15 protein-coding genes are annotated in these 16,239 nt (G+C 59.2%); 10 read left to right on the forward strand and 5 right to left on the reverse strand.

Annotated features, from left to right (window positions below; translation table 11 throughout):
- The first annotated feature begins 31 nt into the window (after positions 1-31).
- The 6 genes from ISP18_RS21195 (at position 32) to ssb (ending at position 7,209) form a co-directional block, all read left to right on the forward strand.
- A complete protein-coding gene (locus ISP18_RS21195; protein WP_380007151.1) occupies positions 32-808 on the forward strand; it encodes a DeoR/GlpR family DNA-binding transcription regulator in 777 nt (258 codons plus the stop codon).
- A 165-nt stretch (positions 809-973) separates the two neighbouring features.
- Positions 974-2,482 carry a glycerol-3-phosphate dehydrogenase gene (glpD, locus tag ISP18_RS21200; RefSeq protein ID WP_380007154.1) on the forward strand — a complete coding sequence of 503 codons (1,509 nt, stop codon included), beginning with the start codon at positions 974-976 and terminating at the stop codon, positions 2,480-2,482.
- A gap of 129 nt (positions 2,483-2,611) precedes the next feature.
- The gene (locus ISP18_RS21205; protein ID WP_380007157.1) at positions 2,612-3,448 is read left to right on the forward strand and encodes an MIP/aquaporin family protein; all 837 of its coding nucleotides are present in this window, start codon (positions 2,612-2,614) and stop codon (positions 3,446-3,448) included.
- Positions 3,449-3,462: 14 nt separating this feature from the next.
- A complete protein-coding gene (glpK, locus tag ISP18_RS21210; RefSeq protein WP_380007160.1) occupies positions 3,463-4,959 on the forward strand; it encodes a glycerol kinase GlpK in 1,497 nt (498 codons plus the stop codon).
- A 251-nt stretch (positions 4,960-5,210) separates the two neighbouring features.
- Positions 5,211-6,506 (forward strand): carbohydrate porin, encoded by a 1,296-nt coding sequence (locus ISP18_RS21215; protein ID WP_380007163.1) that lies wholly within the window; start codon positions 5,211-5,213, stop codon positions 6,504-6,506.
- Positions 6,507-6,687: 181 nt separating this feature from the next.
- A complete protein-coding gene (gene ssb, locus ISP18_RS21220) occupies positions 6,688-7,209 on the forward strand; it encodes a single-stranded DNA-binding protein (protein WP_380007166.1) in 522 nt (173 codons plus the stop codon).
- Between the two features lie 553 nt (positions 7,210-7,762).
- Here the strand turns inward: ssb and ISP18_RS21225 are convergent.
- Together ISP18_RS21225 and ISP18_RS21230 are read right to left on the reverse strand one after the other, a co-directional pair.
- Positions 7,763-8,002, reverse strand: a complete 240-nt coding sequence (locus ISP18_RS21225) for a hypothetical protein (RefSeq protein ID WP_380007169.1) — start codon at positions 8,000-8,002, stop codon at positions 7,763-7,765.
- A 3-nt stretch (positions 8,003-8,005) separates the two neighbouring features.
- Complete coding sequence (locus ISP18_RS21230; RefSeq protein ID WP_404559599.1) at positions 8,006-8,782, reverse strand: MipA/OmpV family protein; 777 nt, start codon at positions 8,780-8,782, stop codon at positions 8,006-8,008.
- Between the two features lie 139 nt (positions 8,783-8,921).
- Here ISP18_RS21230 and ISP18_RS21235 point away from each other — a divergent pair, with 139 nt between their 5' ends.
- From ISP18_RS21235 to ISP18_RS21250, 4 genes are all read left to right on the forward strand, one after another.
- Positions 8,922-9,611 carry a response regulator gene (locus ISP18_RS21235; protein WP_380007175.1) on the forward strand — a complete coding sequence of 230 codons (690 nt, stop codon included), beginning with the start codon at positions 8,922-8,924 and terminating at the stop codon, positions 9,609-9,611.
- The gene (locus ISP18_RS21240) at positions 9,595-10,980 is read left to right on the forward strand and encodes a sensor histidine kinase (RefSeq protein ID WP_380007178.1); all 1,386 of its coding nucleotides are present in this window, start codon (positions 9,595-9,597) and stop codon (positions 10,978-10,980) included. The genes ISP18_RS21235 and ISP18_RS21240 overlap by 17 nt, the downstream gene beginning before the upstream one ends.
- A gap of 257 nt (positions 10,981-11,237) precedes the next feature.
- Positions 11,238-11,984, forward strand: a complete 747-nt coding sequence (locus ISP18_RS21245; protein WP_380007181.1) for a tetratricopeptide repeat protein — start codon at positions 11,238-11,240, stop codon at positions 11,982-11,984.
- A gap of 132 nt (positions 11,985-12,116) precedes the next feature.
- A complete protein-coding gene (locus tag ISP18_RS21250) occupies positions 12,117-12,563 on the forward strand; it encodes a hypothetical protein (protein WP_380007184.1) in 447 nt (148 codons plus the stop codon).
- 880 nt (positions 12,564-13,443) lie between these two features.
- On the opposite strand, the gene ISP18_RS21255 is transcribed toward ISP18_RS21250, so the two are convergent.
- The 3 genes from ISP18_RS21255 to ISP18_RS21265 are packed head-to-tail and all read right to left on the reverse strand — an operon-like array spanning position 13,444 to position 16,224.
- Positions 13,444-14,244 carry a 3-keto-disaccharide hydrolase gene (locus ISP18_RS21255; RefSeq protein WP_380007187.1) on the reverse strand — a complete coding sequence of 267 codons (801 nt, stop codon included), beginning with the start codon at positions 14,242-14,244 and terminating at the stop codon, positions 13,444-13,446.
- Positions 14,245-14,263: 19 nt separating this feature from the next.
- The gene (locus tag ISP18_RS21260) at positions 14,264-15,166 is read right to left on the reverse strand and encodes a hydroxypyruvate isomerase family protein (RefSeq protein WP_380007190.1); all 903 of its coding nucleotides are present in this window, start codon (positions 15,164-15,166) and stop codon (positions 14,264-14,266) included.
- A 2-nt stretch (positions 15,167-15,168) separates the two neighbouring features.
- Positions 15,169-16,224 carry a sugar phosphate isomerase/epimerase family protein gene (locus ISP18_RS21265; protein WP_380007193.1) on the reverse strand — a complete coding sequence of 352 codons (1,056 nt, stop codon included), beginning with the start codon at positions 16,222-16,224 and terminating at the stop codon, positions 15,169-15,171.
- Positions 16,225-16,239 lie beyond the last annotated feature (15 nt).

The following is a 16,239-nucleotide window of genomic DNA, read 5'->3' on the forward strand; positions in this document are numbered from 1 at the left end:
CCATGGCGAAAGCTGTCCGGACGGAACAACGATGAGCGATCTGGTACTCAACCGCAGGCAGGAGCAGCTGGTGGCACGCGTGCGCGAGCAGGGCTTTGCCACCGTAGAGGATCTGGCCGGGCATTTCGACGTAACCCAGCAGACCATCCGCCGCGATCTGACTGCCCTGTGTGATGCGGGCTTTTTGCGTCGCTACCACGGCGGCGTCAGCCTGCCCTCCAGTGTCGAAAACCTCGCCTATGCCAAGCGGCAAAGCCTCTGGCAGGAAGAAAAGCTGCGTATCGCCACGCTGCTGGCCCAGCACATCCCCGACGACGCCTCGCTGTTCATCAACCTCGGCACCACCAACGAGGACGTCGCGCGTGCGCTGATGAACCACAAAGGCTTGCGCGTGATCACCAACAACCTCAACGTGGCGATCATGCTCAGCGAAAACCCCAGCTTTGAGGTGATCGTGGCCGGCGGCGTGGTGCGCGGGCGCGACCACGGCGTGACGGGGCAGCCGGCCATCGAGCTAATCCGCCAGTTCAAGGTCGACTTCGGCGTGATCGGCATTTCCGGCATCGATCCGGACGGCACCCTGCTCGATTTCGATCTGCACGAGGTGCGGGTGGCGCAGGCCATCATCGAACACTCGCGGCAGGTGTTTCTGGCGGCAGACCACAGCAAGGTGGGACGCAACGCCCTGGTCCGCTTGGGGCCGATTTCCCTGGTGCATGCGTGGTTTACCGACCGCGCCCCACCGCCCGAGCTGGAGGCGGTGCTGACCGAGGCAGGCACGCAAGTGCACGTTGCCGATGCGCCTTGAGCCTCGCTGCGCTGCAGCGTGCATCCTTCGGAAATGTTCGAATACGATCGCATATCGAGCAAATTTGTACATTTATATCTCAAAAAAATGTTCGTTCACGCGCTTTTGAACTTCATGTGAGCGAAAACGAACATTTTGTTGCAGAGCCAGTTCACGGGATGAGCGATGATTGAGCAGTTCGATCTACTGGTGGTCGGCGGCGGCATCAACGGCGTCGGCATCGCGCGGGACGCAGCAGGGCGGGGCCTGTCGGTATGCCTGTGCGAACGCGACGACCTGGCCGCGCATACCTCCAGCGCCAGCACCAAGCTCATCCATGGCGGCCTGCGCTACCTGGAGCAGTACGAGTTCGCCCTGGTGGGCAAGGCGCTGGCCGAGCGCGAGGTGCTGCTACGCGCGGCGCCGCACATCATCTGGCCGCTGCGCTTCGTGCTGCCGCATCAATCGCATCTGCGGCCGGCCTGGATGATCCGGCTCGGCCTGCTCCTCTACGACAACCTGGGGCGCGGTCGACGCACGTTGCCGAAATCGCGGCGCGTCTCTTTGAAACGCCATAAATCGGGCTTGCCGCTGCGCGACGAGTTCCATATCGGCTTCGTCTATTCCGATGCCTGGGTGCAGGATGCGCGGCTGGTCGTGCTCAACGCGATGGATGCGATGGAGCGCGGGGCGACCATCTTCACGCGCACGCGCTGCGTGAGTGCGAGCCGCGATGCCGATGGCTGGACCGCGCAACTGGAATCGGCGCGTGGCGAGTTGTCGACCATCCGCGCCAAGGCGCTGGTCAACGCGACCGGTCCGTGGGCAGTGCAGTTCCTCGATGACGTTGCCAAGGTAGGGCACGATCATGCGCTGCGTCTGGTCAAAGGCAGCCATATCGTGGTGCCACGGCTGTTCGAGCATCCCTACGCGTACATCTTCCAGCAACCCGATCGCCGCATCGTCTTTGCGATTCCCTACGAACACGACTTCACCTTGATCGGCACGACCGACATGGACTACCACGATGATCCGTCCGCGCCACACATCAGCGACGAAGAAACGCGCTATCTGTGCGACGCGGCGAATCGTTACTTCAAGCGCAGCATTGCGCCAGCCGACGTAGTGTGGAGCTATAGCGGCGTGCGTCCGTTGCTGGATGATGAAGCAGGTAGCGCGTCGGAAGTCACGCGCGATTACCTGCTCGAACTCGATCAGCACGCCGCGCCGCTGCTCAACGTGTTCGGCGGCAAGCTCACCACCTATCGCAAGCTCGCAGAGGAAGCACTGGACCGACTGACGCCGTTGTTTCCACATGCGTCGGAAGCATGGACGTCCAAAGGCCATCCGCTTCCCGGTGGCGAGCGGCAGGATGTGAGCACCTTACAGCGGGAGTTGCAGTCGGCGCACCCGTGGTTGCCGGAGTCGATGGCGTGGCGCCTGGTGCACAGCTACGGCGGCCGTACCATGCGCATTCTCGGACAAGCCCGTTCGCTGCAAGACCTGGGTGAACACTTCGGTGCCGATCTCTATCAGGCCGAAGTGGATTACTTGCGCGCGCTGGAATGGGCTGTGGATGCCACCGACGTGCTCTGGCGGCGCAGCAAGCTCGGCCTGCGTCTCACTGCGGAGCAGGTGGCGCGCCTGACCACCTATCTTGCCGACGCTCCGCCACGCCGCGCTTCATTCGCTTGATAAAAAACGCGCGCCTTTGGAGAGCGAAGGCGCAAACCAACATCACCGTGGGAGGAGAGTCATGTCGAGCCACGCAGTCAGCCCGGCCATCGCAATGTCAGCTTCGTGGCGAACGCAGGAGGTGCAGCCATGAACCGGCAAAGCATCGGTGAGCTGATTTCAGAAGCACTCGCCACCTTCATCATCCTCGCCTTGGGTGACTCGGTCGCATGCATGTATGTGTTGTATGACCCGAGTCCTTACGCGAATGCATATTGGGGCGTGTGTATTGCCTGGGGGCTGGCGGTGACCCTTGCCATCTACGTAACCGGATCGGTTTCCGGTACGCACGCCAATCCGGCCGTGACGTTGTCGCTTGCGCTGTTTCGTGGGTTTCCGTGGAAGAAAGTAATTCCTTACAGCATCGCGCAAGTGATCGGTGCGTTCCTCGGTGCGGCCGTCGTATACATGCTGTTTTCGCCGGTGATCGATCACTACAACGCGACCCATCAACTCACGCGCGAAGCAGGCGGTGCGGCGGGCGTGTTCTTCACCCATCCCGGACTGGCGATTACGCCGATGCATGCGCTGCTCGATCAGATCGTGCTCACCGCGTTTCTGCTGTTGGGCATCTTCGCCATCACCGAGCAACACAATGAGATGGCGCCAGGCGCCAATTCGGGCGCGCTGATCATTGGTTTGTTGGTGGCGACCATCGGCGCATCGATGGGTTATCTCGAAGCCTGGGCCATCAATCCCGCACGTGATTTCGGGCCACGCTTGTTTGCTTATTTCGCCGGCTGGGGTTCTTCCGCGTTGCCGGCACCAGACAACTACTGGTGGATACCCATCGTTGGCCCGCTGATCGGCGGCGTGATCGGCGCCGCTGCCTATCAATGGTTGGTGTATCCGTTCCTGCCTGCACGCATCCGTGCGCTGCAACCGGCCGATGCGCCGGAGCGCGTGGTGGTTGACTCAACTCGTTGAACCGGAGTCGTTTCATGGACAAGTCATACATCTTGGCGATCGACCAGGGCACGACCAGCTCCCGCGCGATCCTGTTCGATCGCGCCGGCACTATCGCGGGCATCGCACAGCGCGAATTCGGGCAGATTTTTCCGCAACCGGGCTGGGTAGAACACAACCCCCGCGAGATCATGACCAGCGTGCTCACCACCATCACCGAGGTGATGAACAACACCCAGGTGGATGCACGCGCGATCGCCGGCATCGGCATCACCAACCAGCGCGAAACCGCGGTGGTGTGGGACAAGGCCACCGGTCAGCCCATCTACAACGCCATCGTCTGGCAATCGCGGCAGACGCGCGAGATTTGTGATGAACTCATCGCGGCTGGTTACGACAAAATGGTGCGCGCGAAGACCGGCCTACTGATCGATGCGTATTTCTCCGGCACCAAGGTGAAGTGGATCCTCGATCGCGTTGAAGGTGCACGCGAACGCGCCAAGCGAGGTGAGCTGCTGTTCGGCACCATCGACACCTGGCTAATCTGGAATCTCACCGGCGGCAAGGCGCACGTCACCGATTACACCAATGCCTCGCGCACACTGATGTACGACATCCACGCGAAGCGCTGGGATGACGAGTTGCTGCAGATGCTGGACGTGCCGCGCGCCATGCTGCCCGAAGTGCGCTCGTGTAGCGAAATCTACGGTACGACGCTCAGCCAGCATTTCTTCGGCCACGAAGTACCGATCGCCGGCGTCGCTGGCGACCAGCAGGCGGCGCTGTTCGGCCAGGCGTGCTTCGAGCCGGGCATGGCCAAGAACACGTATGGCACCGGCTGCTTCATGCTGATGAACACTGGTGACAAAGCGGTTGCGTCGAACAACGGTCTGCTTACAACCATCGCCTGGGGTGTAGACGGCAAAGTGGAGTACGCGCTGGAAGGCGCAATCTTCGTTGCCGGTTCCGTCATCCAGTGGCTGCGTGACGGTTTACGCATGCTGGGCAGGGCAAGCGATTCAGAAGAATACGCCGAGCGCGCCAAGACCAACGAAGGCGTCTACATGGTGCCGGCCTTTGTCGGTCTGGGTGCACCGTACTGGCGCAGCGACGTGCGCGGCGCAGTGTTCGGTCTTTCGCGCGGCACCAGTAAGGAACATTTCATTCGCGCTGCGGTGGAATCGATGGCGTATCAGACGCGCGACGTCCTCGCCGCGATGGAGAGCGACGCCGGTTTGAAACTGAAAGAACTGCGCGCCGATGGCGGTGCCATCGCAAACGACTTCCTGGGACAGTTCCAGAGCGACATTCTCAACGTGCCAGTGCTGCGCCCGAAGGTGGCCGAAACCACGGCACTGGGCGCTGCTTATCTGGCCGGCCTTGCGACAGGCTTCTGGTCCAGTCGCGAAGACATCGCCCGTCACTGGGCGGTCGACCGTCGCTTCGAACCGGCGATGCCGGAAGCGCAGCGCGAGGAGCTTTACGCCGGCTGGAAGCAAGCCGTGGAGGCGACGATGGCTTTCAAAATTTGACGTATTTGTTTTCTTCCTTGCTAGCACAGGTATCTGCACATTTAGCTGGAATGCTCTGTTTTACCTCGACGTCATTCCCGCTTTTGCGGGAATGACGTGCCAAGCACGGTAAGGCATCAATAGGGCATCTAGATGCCTACGCTGGCAAAGAATTGATCCACCGCTGATCCGACAACAGCGGGCACGCATGTGCCTGCACGGCCTCCTCATGCCTGTCGTCAGCGTTCGTACCGCCGCCCAGGAGAACCAGCATGCGCCAGAAAATCATTGCCCTGATTGCAATGGCCGGTATCGTCGCCAGCGCAAACACCATTGCGAGTGATCAGGATTACGCCAGCACTACGCTCACTGGCGATTGGGGTGGCGCGCGCCAGCGCTTATATGATCAGGGCGTCGACATCGGTGTGGACTATCTCGGCGAATTCGCGCACAACACCAGCGGCGGCATTCGGCAAACGGATGCCTATGCAGACCAGATCCATCTGCACGCCGCCTTCGATTTCGAGAAACTGTGGGGCTGGACCGGTAGCTCGCTGCACGTCGACATCAACGACCGCAACGGCAGCCAGATCGATACGAAGGCGAGATTGGGAACCTTGCTGGAATCGCAGGAGATCTACGGCGGCGGCAACGTCACACGCCTTACACGTTTCTATCTGGAGCAGGTGCTATGGAATGGCCTGGTCGATCTCAAGTTCGGGCGCATGGATATCGGCGTCGACTTCTTTCCGTTCGCCTGCAATTTTCAGAACCTGAACTTCTGCGGTGCGCTGCCGGGCTGGATTTCCAAAGGCGTGGACGCGTGGCCGCTGGCGCAGACCGGTGGCGTCATCGCGATCAATCCATCGCCGGCCTGGTCGATCAAGTTCGGCGGCTTCGAGGTGAATCCGAACAATGCCGCCAAGTCGCAAGGCCTGAAGCTGTCACCCTCGGGGCCTAACATCGGCACGCTCATGCTTGCCGAAGTGGACTGGCGCACGAGCCTGGGCGGCGCGCAAAACGGCTTGCCCGGCATCTGGCGTTTCGGCGGCTGGCGCAATACGGCGCGCTACAACGATGTGTTTCTGAGCGTCGATGGCATGCAGCAGTTGCTCGATAGCGATACATCCGCGTTGCAGAGCAGCGTGTCCGGCAGCTACTTCATGGGCCAGCAGCAAGTCACGCGCAATGCCACCGGCGGCGGTTTAAGCGTGTTTGGCAATGTGGTGCAGGCCGATCCGCGCACCGATTTGGTGGACCAGATGATCTCCATCGGGCTGCTGTACAACGGGCCGTTCGCTTCGCGGCCGGACGATCGGCTGGGCTTCGCCATCGGGCGTGATCGCGTCAGCGGCCGCGTCGCCAGCGCGGAGCGGCTGATCAACGCCGCCGGGGCAGGTCCCGTGCCTGTGCAGGGCTACGAATACATCGCGGAACTCGACTACCAGTTCCAGCTCTGGCACGGCGTGGCCCTGATGCCGAACGTCCAGTACATCCGCCATCCCGGCGGCACCAGCGCCAACCCCGACGCTACCGTGCTGGGGCTGCGCGTGGTGGCCAAGTTCTAAGTCGCGGACATGGCTTCAGGGGCCGGGCGTGTATCATGACGGGTCGTTAGCCTATGCTTGATCGCTCCCGCAGACGCTGGAATCGCGTCAAGCACCGGCTTTAAGCTCTCGGGGCGGCGCATGGAAACCTTGGCGCGCATCCGGAAGCCTTTCTCCCGATTCAGTTTTTTCGAGGTCATTCATGGCACGCGGTATCAATAAAGTCATCCTGGTCGGCAACCTCGGTGCGGACCCTGAAGTGCGTTACACCGCCGGCGGCACGGCGATCGCCAGCCTCAGCGTGGCGACGTCCGAGCAGTGGACCGACAAGCAGAGCGGCCAGAAGCAGGAACGCACCGAGTGGCACCGCGTGAAATTGTTCGGCCGCCTGGCTGAGATCGCCGGCGAATACCTCAAGAAAGGTCGCCAAGTGTACGTCGAAGGTTCACTACGCACCGACAAGTACACCGGCAAGGACGGCGTCGAGCGCTACTCCACCGACATCGTCGCCAGCGAATTGCAGATGCTGGGTGGCATGGGTGGTGGCGAAGGTGGCGGCGCGGGTGGTGGCGGTGGTGGTTACCGCGAACGCTCGCAAGGCGGCGGTGGTCAGCGTCAGCAGCAGGGTGGTGGCGACTACGGCAGTGCTCCGCAGCGCCAATCAGCACCGCCGCCGGATATGGGTGGTGGCAACCAGTTCGACGATGACGATATTCCGTTTTGACCTGGGCAATTTTTAGTTTGTGAGTTTAGAAGGGCGGCCCAGTCGTTTCTTTCTTAAAAAATCACTTACTTAGCTTCCATGAAACCGCCTCGCTTCTGTAAAGAAACGAGGCGGTTTTTTTTCGCGCTTTCCGGCCAAAAAGTTCGGTCAAATAGAGCCCAGCAAGTTCGGAGTTCCGATCCGACTTTTGTGTGAAGTTAAGCAGGTAATGAAAGTCGAAACCGTCAGACATCCCTCAGATCAGATCATCCCCATCATCTTGGATGAGTTTGGTCTACCGCCCCCGGGCAGAACGAGTGGCTCATCCACCGACACTACCTTTTGGAAAATACACTCAAGCGAAATGCTCGGGAGCTCGTCGTGCTGTGTCGATGGGCAAAGAAACACAATATCGATGCACTGCAGCGTCTTCGAACAGGACAGGGATTCACTAAATCTAGTGCAGTGACTCGCCACGTTGCCAGCGATCCCACATCATCGCCGTCTGCGTTTCTGTGTAGTGAATCGAGGTCGCTGGGTCGTTTGCAACACGCCTCCTGCTCATGACGACAGCTCAATGCGCACGAGGCAAGCGCCGGGTGTCGGTAACAACAGCGGTTCCTTCTTCATCCCGCAGCGCCCGCTCTAGCAAGACCACGACCTGTTCGCCCCGGTCGGCAAAGATCAGTTCCATCGCTGTGCAGCCACCGAGCGTTTCGATCTGTGCGTGAAACAACCATTCCCAGATTGCCTTGCGATCCGGCTCCAGGCGTTCGGCCAGGGTGAAGATGCGACGGACGATTCCTTGGCCCATGGCTCAGAAGATATAACTTAGCGCAATGAAGTAGCTGATCGTGTGATCGGCATTGACCATCGGGCTGTCTTTGACCGCATTTGGCAGAAGGGTGTAGCGAAGGCCGCCTGTGGTCAGCCACGAATGCGACAGTTTGTAAGTGGCGACAATGCCCATGTAAGGCGATGAGCCACCGCCCGCGTGGTAGACGGGCAGCCCACTACGCAATGCTTCACTGGCGCTGATGCCATAGTAGTAGTCGTTCAATGCGCTGGTGCTGTAAGTCACGCCGCCGGTCGGCAGCAAGGTCAGGCTGCCCTGAACAATCGGGTAGCTGTAGCTGAGATCGAAGGCGCTGCCGCCACCGTGGCCGGTGAATTCCTTCTGCGCGTTGGCTTGCACTACGCCCCAATCCGCAAGATGCCGCCACGCCACGCCGGCCATGCCGGAGATGCTGCGATCGGAAAGACGGCGCAGACGCGGATCGTTGCTATCGTCATGAAGAAAGCGATTCCCCAGCGGCGAAGCAATGACGGAGAACTCGTCCGAGCCCGTCTTGAACAAGCGATAGCCGAGGGTCGCTCCGTGAACGTAGAACGACTTGCCTTCGTAGTTGACCATCGGCAGCGGCCACGCCTTGTTGCTGTAGCTGCGATAGGGGCTAGGGCTCCAGAAGGCGCCGATGCCAAGGGTCCAGGTGGGGCTTTGCGGAGGCGCGGACTGGGCTCGTGCAGAGCTGCAGAAAGCGGTACAAACCAAAGCTGCCGAAAGACAGGTAAGACGTAATGATGCAGACGACATGGGCTGACAAAGACCGGGGAATTCAGACAGCCGCCGATGCTGGGCACGATACATTGCCCCAACATTGCGCCGACGCTATGGAGGTAAATGCTAAAGTCATGCAGCACGCAGCCATGCGTGATGCAAGGAGATACCAACCATGCGAATCCTGCTGGTTGAAGACGAACCGGAAATGGCCCAGGCCCTACGCACGGCGTTGCAGCGTCACGGTATCTTGGCGGATATTGCGCCAAACTTGCTGCAAGCCAGCGAGGCCTTACGCCAGAACGTACATGACCTGCTTCTGCTAGATCGTCAGCTACCCGACGGCGATGGCGCTACCCTGATCCGGCTCGCGCGGAAGTGGCAAGCTGACTTACCCGTCATCATGCTGACGGCGCGAGGTTCATTGGCCGATCGCATTGACGGCCTCGATCTTGGCGCGGACGACTATCTCGTCAAGCCATTTGCTGTCGAAGAACTGCTGGCGCGTATCCGTGCTGTTTCGCGGCGTCCGTCGCAACTGGCGCTGCCCACGGCAACAGTGGGCAATCTGCGATTCGATTTCTCCACGCACGAAGCCTTCGTTGACGATGTGCTATTGCAGCTTCCGCGACGGCAATTGCTGGTGCTCGAAGCCTTGTTTCTGCGACATGGGCGTACGGTGCGCCGCGAAGTTCTGCAAGAGTCAGTCTACGACTTCAATGATGAGATCCAGTCCAACGCGCTGGATGCTCATGTATCCAAACTTCGTCGCGCTTTGAGCGAGTCGGGGGCGCGTGCAGACATTCACGTGATTCGAGGCATTGGCTATCTGCTCAAGGAGCGAGCCCATGAACGTGAAGAATAAATCGCTCACGCGACAGTTGGCATGGCGGCTGATCGGCTTGCAAGCCGTGATCATGCTAGGGCTGATCATTGTGCTGACCTATACGATAAACAGCTTAAATGTGTCTTATATCGACGAAAACGTTCTCCATATGATGGTGAGCGACGTGCGTATCGACGATGCCGGCAAGCTGGCGTTTCGGAACGATGCCAAGCTGCAATCGCTTCTCCAAACCTCGCCCGGCCTGTGGTTTGTCATGGAGGACGAAAAAGGCCATCGCCTGACCCACGGCGAGGTACCCGAGGTCTATCGCTCCCTGGCAGATGCACTGCCACAGTTGCAGAACTCAGAAGTCCACGCCAGCAGCCCACCTTATGCGCTCACCATGCGTATCTATACTGACAGCACCCCGCTGGGTCGCGTCCATGTCATCTGTGGAGGTATACCCACAACGAATGCGGGCCCGTTGTTCGCCGTGCTTGCCGGTTACTTGGGCTGGCGCATGACCTTGCCGTTTGCACTGGTGACGCTGATTGTCGTGCCGTGGCTGATTCGTCGTGCCATGCGAGGTGTAGCTGAGGTGGCTGGCCAGGCCCAAGCGATCGACATTGGCGAACCAGGGGCGCGTCTTGCTGATCACGCGGTTCCGCGCGAGTTGCAGCCGTTAGTACAAGCGTTCAACGCCGCGCTCGAACGTCTGAATGAAGGGTATGCCGCCCGCGATCGCTTTCTGGCTGGCGCCGCACACGAACTGCGTGCGCCCATCGCGATTCTCGAAGCGCGGATCGAAACACTCGAGGCTGGTGCCACGCGCGCTCGCCTGCTGGCGGATGTTGCGCGTCTATCCAATCTGGCCGAGCAACTGCTGGATCTACAGCGCCTCGGCAAGCATGAGAGCAAGCTCGAGCCGCTCGACCTGGTGACTTTATCGAGCGAAGTCACGGCGGACGTCGCTCCTTTGGCAGTAGATGCCGGTTATGAGCTGGCATTGGATGCACCTGATTCGCCAGTCATGGTGATGGGAGACCCACTATCGCTGTCGCGCGTGTTGACCAATCTGATCCAGAATGCCATCGCGCATGGCGGCGGTCGCGGCCTGATCACAGTCGATGTTCACCCGGACGGCACCTTCGGCGTCAGCGACCAAGGGCCGGGCATTCCCGTAGACGAGCGGCATCGTATCTTCGAACCTTTTTATCGATTGCGTCCAAGCAGCACAGGCGCTGGACTGGGACTGCACTTGGTGCAGGAAATCGTCGCTTTGCATGGTGGCCGGATCGACATCGTCGAGGCGGACGGCGGTGGTGCATGGTTTCGTGTGCGGCTTCTGGCCATACCCGCGAGCGCAGCCGTTAGTGGCGTTGGTGGAGCGGTTGGCCTTCGAATATAGAAATGCTCAAAGTTTTTTAGGCCCTTCTTTCGATGTTTCCAAGCTTGATATGCGAAGTGCCAAAGTTTGTGCATGCTGAAGCTAATGTCTGCTTCCGACTCGGAGCAGACACTCCGATTTTGGCGATGACCTCAGGGATTCTTAACGGTAGTTAATGCGTGGCCTGATATTGGCAAACCTTACATCGCGTTACTTGCGCCGCATACCGAAATCGGACTAGGCTTTTTGAGAAAATTAGGCCATGGAAACGGGGGAGTATGGTGGCTCCGTTCTTGCGGATGGGATTTGTCTTGCTTGCGTTGGGATGGGGCGCGGCTTGTTATGCGCAGGCGGCGCCTGCTGTGCCACCGCCTGAAACATCGGCCAGATCACCGGTTGACGATGCCGCTCAGGAGCAGCTTCTGCAGCAGGCCATGACCCAGATCAAGGCGGGCATGAATGCCGATGCCATCAACGGCCCGCTCGCGCAGGTCATCCACACCTACGAAACGGCCTACGCCCATAGCAAGAAGCAGGTCTATTGCGCCGAAACACTGACGGAGGCGCTGCTCTATTCGGGCATCGCTTCCAGTAACCATCAAAATTCGGTGGTGTTGAGCAAGCCCAATTGGGCGATGGCATATTACCTTCGAGGCTACGCGTATGGCTCCATGGGCGACCTGGTTCATGCCGAGGCAAGCCTTAAGCAAGCGCTGGTGCTCTCGCCTTTCAATTCCCAATTTCTCTCCGAGCTTGGGAATGTCTACGAAAACGAAAAGAACTGGTCAAGCGCGCTGGATACGTTTCAGAGTGCGGATGGCGCCGCCGAATTTGCGCCGCCCGAGCAAAAGATCACGCTCCGCTGCCATGCCCTACGTGGCCAAGGCTACGTGCTGGTCGAGCTTCATAAGCTCGACGAGGCGGCACAGAAATACAACGCCTGCCTCAGCATCAGCCCGGGAGATAAGAGGTCGATCGACGAGCTTGGTTATGTCAGGGGGTTGCAGGCCAAGGCGGGGAAGTGATTGCTATGCAGCGCTGGTCCGAAAGCGGGGCTAGGGGCGATAGATCGCGTGCAAGCCAGAGGTCCGCTTTCAACCCAGAGCGGACATCTCGAGGACCTGATCATCAGGTAATCAGACAACGGAGGAAAGTTCGTGGAAGGTCGCCCGACACTGATAGCAATCGAACATGACGATTACCACGCCGAGCATGTCGGCGTTACAGGCGATGGCCGCCAGTTCATTCTGACCACTCCGTTTGATCCAGCTGTTGGCACTAATCTCGGGTGTGAATTTGTCGCACTTTATGTGTTCGACAAAGCAGGACACCTGCTTGAAGCAAAGGTCGATAGCTTCGGCCCGCGCTCAAGTTTGGACGAGAGTACCCGTCGTAGCCTGCTTGATGAGAGGCTCGCAAGCCTGGGAGACATTTCCTTCAAGCGGGTGGAGGTAGCGCCATTCGAGATCGAGCACCTTGGTATCAAATTCGGTTTGATCGTCCGAGAGCCGGAAGATGACGATGATATTTGGGCTGTGGAGATGCAGCCCGGGAACTACATGGCGTTCTTCGAGCCTTGGGACAGTGGTGAATACGACACTTAGCGGAGCTTCTGTCTAATCACTCTACAGTCGTGCCTCGTATGGTTACTTGCTGGCTTGAGGGTCGAAAGCCGGTGTGACGGGCTAGCGGGGTTTGGTAAGGTCCGCTTTCGACTGCGACTTCAGCCGGTCAACGCAGGTAGATAGGGGGCTTATGAGTGCCGAGAACCAACTGGCCGATAGAACTCGACGTCTGACAGAGGGCTGGGCGGATTATCGCCGCAGGCAGTGGACCGCAGGCTTGATGTCCATCGGATTCATTCCGTTGGCCGCGTCGATTGCGCTGAGCATAGAAACTCTAACTCGATCCGATGGGCTTATTACACTTTTCGTGGCTCCTTTGGCCGTTCTTATGTTCGGTACATGGTGTTGGTTCGTTCTATTTCGTTGCCCGAACTGTGGCGGGCACTTCCACATAACTTCCTCATGGCGTTTGACTGGTGGGCAGCGATGCCCACACTGCGGCCTAGAGCGCTATCAGGACGATTAGAATGGTGTCCACTTTCGACCCTAAGCGAACATTAGACTTAACAATGATCAGCATCGGCAGACGTATGACCCCAGGGCAAGAAGTCTCCCGACGCTCAAAGTTGGCATGCGCCACGAAAGCTTTACTCTCGTTACAAGTTGGGCTTGCAGAACAGAACTAAAGGTTTCGTCATGGCATATGGCGAAAGGTATCGCCGGCTCGTCGATTCCGATTCTGGGATACCCCTCATCTACCCGAACCTGTTTGTGACCACGCAAGTTCGAAACCGTTCGCAGTCCGTGGCACCCATAGATGCTTTCGCCGCGATCAATGTGCTCCTTGGCACCGATTGGTCACCGCGCGCTCGTCATATGCAGCTGGTGCAAGCCGCTCCGTTGCGGGCACAGCGACCGCTCAATCCAAGGGCCGCACCCAGATATTGCGAAAGCTTATGGAGGGCGAGGGGTCGCCATGCGCCTGTAGCTTGATGGGTGCCGTATCGTAGGGTTTGTACTTCGGCTTACCAATGTAGAACGTCTCGCCAGCAAGCTGGGTGTGGTTCTGCATAAGTACGCCGTTGTGGAACACCGTGACGAAGGCTGGTGATTTGAGCGTTCCATCGGCAGCAAATACGGGTGCTGTCCAAACGATATCGTAGGTCTGCCATTCACCCGGTGGACGCATGGCGTTGACCAGCGGAGGCGTCTGTTTGTAGATGCTGGCAGCTTGTCCGTTGACGTAGGTTTTGTTCTTGTACGAATCCAGGACCTGGATTTCATAGCCTTCGTCGCCAGGTCCGGTTGATGCCAGAAATACGCCGCTGTTGCCGCGCTTCTGGCCTTCGCCGGTGATGTTGGTGGGAACGAGCCACTCCAGATGAAGCTGGTAGTTCTTGAACTTCTGCTTGGTCTGGATGTTGCCGTTGGCTTTGTCGACGGTGACCACGCCGTTATGAACTTTCCAACGCGCGGGCGAGTGATCTTTGGATGTTTCCCATTCACTGATGTCGTGCCCATCGAACAGCACGATGGCATCGGAGGGCGGCGCACTGCCGTGTTTGCCGGGTATCACGATCTTCGGCACCGGTTCCCATTGTTCGGTCGCTTTGGGATCGGTCGGTTCGGCCGTGTTCGAAGCGGCCTGTGCCCAAGCTTGCCATGAGCCGATGCTCGCGAGCGCGAACAAGGCAGATACATATGCGAGTCGGCGTTTCATGGTTACTCCTGCTGGAAGATCAAACGGTGCATAGGTTGAACGCCTCGGTGAACGAGGCGAATGGATCAGGTTGCGTCGGCATGAACTCGTGCGCGATGAACCCCTGAAAGTTCAAATCCGCAATCGCCTTGGCGATGGCGTGGTAGTTGAGTTCCTGCGTGCCGTTGATTTCGTGGCGGCCCGGCACGCCGCCGGTATGGAAATGGCCGATCCATTGAATGTTGTCGCGAATCGTGTGGATTACGTCGCCTTCCATGATTTGCATGTGATAGATGTCGTAGAGCAGTTTGACGTTGGGCGAATTGATTCCCTTCATCACAGCGACGCCGAACGCGGTGTGATCACCCTGGTAGCCGTGATGGTCGACTTTGCTATTGAGAAGCTCCACGCAGAGCGTGATGCCATTCTCGGCGGCATAGGGTGCAATCTTGGACAGCCCTGCGACACAGTTGTCGATGGCGGCGCGCTCGTCGATGTCCGGCTTGCGGTTGCCGAACATCGTAATCACATTGGGTACGCCGGCTTGCTTGGCGAGCGGTATGGTTGTCTCCAGCTCCTTTAGCAGTGTGGCGTGATTGGCCGGGTCGTTGAAGCCCATCGCGATGAAGTTTTCGCGCCGTGATGGATAACCCATGGAAACAGTAAGGCCACTGTCGTTGGCCACTGACCATTCGTCCGTATACAGCAGGTCGATGCCGGCAAAGCCGGTTGTCTTAAGGTACTTGCACAGCTCGGGTAGCGGCGCTTTGGTGGTCCAGCGGCACAGGGATTGTTTAAGGCGACCCGGTGGCGCTTTCTCGGGTGCCGTCATGCGAGGAGCAGCGTCGACCGACGGCAACACAGCCGCGGCGCTAAATGCGGCAGCAGCAGCGATCTGGCCGAGCGCGGCGCGGCGCGTGATGCCTCGGGATTCGGCAGACATGATTATTCGAGTCCTAGGAGCTGGCGATTGAAGGTGCGATCGGCGCCCGTCGCAGCGAAATCGTCGAACGCGCGATCGGTGACCTTGATGATGTGCTCGCGGATAAAGGCTGCGCCTTCCTTGGCGCCCTGCTGGGAATCTTTCAGGCAGCACTCCCATTCGAGTACCGCCCAGCCGGGATAGTCGTATTGCGCCAACTTACTGAAGACGGCGTGGAAATCGATCTGCCCATCGCCCAGCGAGCGGAAACGTCCGGGACGATCAATCCAGTTCTGGTAACCGCCGTAAACACCGGCGCGTCCGTTCGGCCGGAATTCGGCATCTTTCACGTGGAAGGCGCGAATGCGCTCGTGATAGATGTCGATAAATTGCAGATAGTCCAGCTGCTGCAGGATCATATGGCTGGGGTCGTACAGGATGTTTGCACGCGGATGATGGTCGACGGCATCGAGGAATCGCTCGAAAGTTACGCCATCGTGCAGATCCTCACCCGGATGCAGCTCGTAGCAGACGTCCACACCAACTTCGTCAAAAGCATCCAGGATCGGACGCCAGCGCTTGCCCAGTTCGGCGAAGGCCTCTTCGATCAGGCCAGCTGGACGTTGCGGCCAGGGGTAGAACAAGTGCCACGCCAGCGCGCCGGAGAACGTTGCGTGCGCGGACAATCCGAAATGCCGGCTTGCCTTGGCCGCCAGCTTGAGCTGCTCCACGGCCCACGCTTGGCGTGCCTGCACGTTGCCGCGCAGCGCGGGTGGTGCGAAACCATCGAACAGCTGATCGTAGGCCGGATGCGAAGCCACCAGCTGACCTTGCAGATGCGTGGACAGTTCGGTGACGGCAAGCCCATGTTCCGCCAGCATGCCGGCGATGTCGTCGCAATACGTCTTGCTGGCTGCCGCTTGCTCAAGATCGAACAGGCGCCGATCGTTCGAGGGAATCTGTACGCCGACAAAGCCAAGTGATGCTGCCCAGCGGGCAATGTCAGGAAGCGTATTGAACGGCGGCGAATTTCCGGCGTATTGAGCGAGAAAAATGCCCGGACCCTTGAGTGTCTTCATGCGTGATTACCTGAT

It is taken from the genome of Dyella humi, from assembly GCF_044904605.1.
Lineage (GTDB): Bacteria > Pseudomonadota > Gammaproteobacteria > Xanthomonadales > Rhodanobacteraceae > Dyella_B > Dyella_B humi.

Coding starts and splice junctions, on each gene's coding strand:
- ISP18_RS21195 (WP_380007151.1), top strand. CDS start 32: ATGAGCGATCTGGTACTCAACCGCAGGCAGGAGCAGCTGGTGGCACGC.
- glpD (WP_380007154.1), top strand. CDS start 974: ATGATTGAGCAGTTCGATCTACTGGTGGTCGGCGGCGGCATCAACGGC.
- ISP18_RS21205 (WP_380007157.1), top strand. CDS start 2,612: ATGAACCGGCAAAGCATCGGTGAGCTGATTTCAGAAGCACTCGCCACC.
- glpK (WP_380007160.1), top strand. CDS start 3,463: ATGGACAAGTCATACATCTTGGCGATCGACCAGGGCACGACCAGCTCC.
- ISP18_RS21215 (WP_380007163.1), top strand. CDS start 5,211: ATGCGCCAGAAAATCATTGCCCTGATTGCAATGGCCGGTATCGTCGCC.
- ssb (WP_380007166.1), top strand. CDS start 6,688: ATGGCACGCGGTATCAATAAAGTCATCCTGGTCGGCAACCTCGGTGCG.
- ISP18_RS21225 (WP_380007169.1), bottom strand. CDS start 8,002: ATGGGCCAAGGAATCGTCCGTCGCATCTTCACCCTGGCCGAACGCCTG.
- ISP18_RS21230 (WP_404559599.1), bottom strand. CDS start 8,782: ATGTCGTCTGCATCATTACGTCTTACCTGTCTTTCGGCAGCTTTGGTT.
- ISP18_RS21235 (WP_380007175.1), top strand. CDS start 8,922: ATGCGAATCCTGCTGGTTGAAGACGAACCGGAAATGGCCCAGGCCCTA.
- ISP18_RS21240 (WP_380007178.1), top strand. CDS start 9,595: ATGAACGTGAAGAATAAATCGCTCACGCGACAGTTGGCATGGCGGCTG.
- ISP18_RS21245 (WP_380007181.1), top strand. CDS start 11,238: ATGGTGGCTCCGTTCTTGCGGATGGGATTTGTCTTGCTTGCGTTGGGA.
- ISP18_RS21255 (WP_380007187.1), bottom strand. CDS start 14,244: ATGAAACGCCGACTCGCATATGTATCTGCCTTGTTCGCGCTCGCGAGC.
- ISP18_RS21260 (WP_380007190.1), bottom strand. CDS start 15,166: ATGTCTGCCGAATCCCGAGGCATCACGCGCCGCGCCGCGCTCGGCCAG.
- ISP18_RS21265 (WP_380007193.1), bottom strand. CDS start 16,224: ATGAAGACACTCAAGGGTCCGGGCATTTTTCTCGCTCAATACGCCGGA.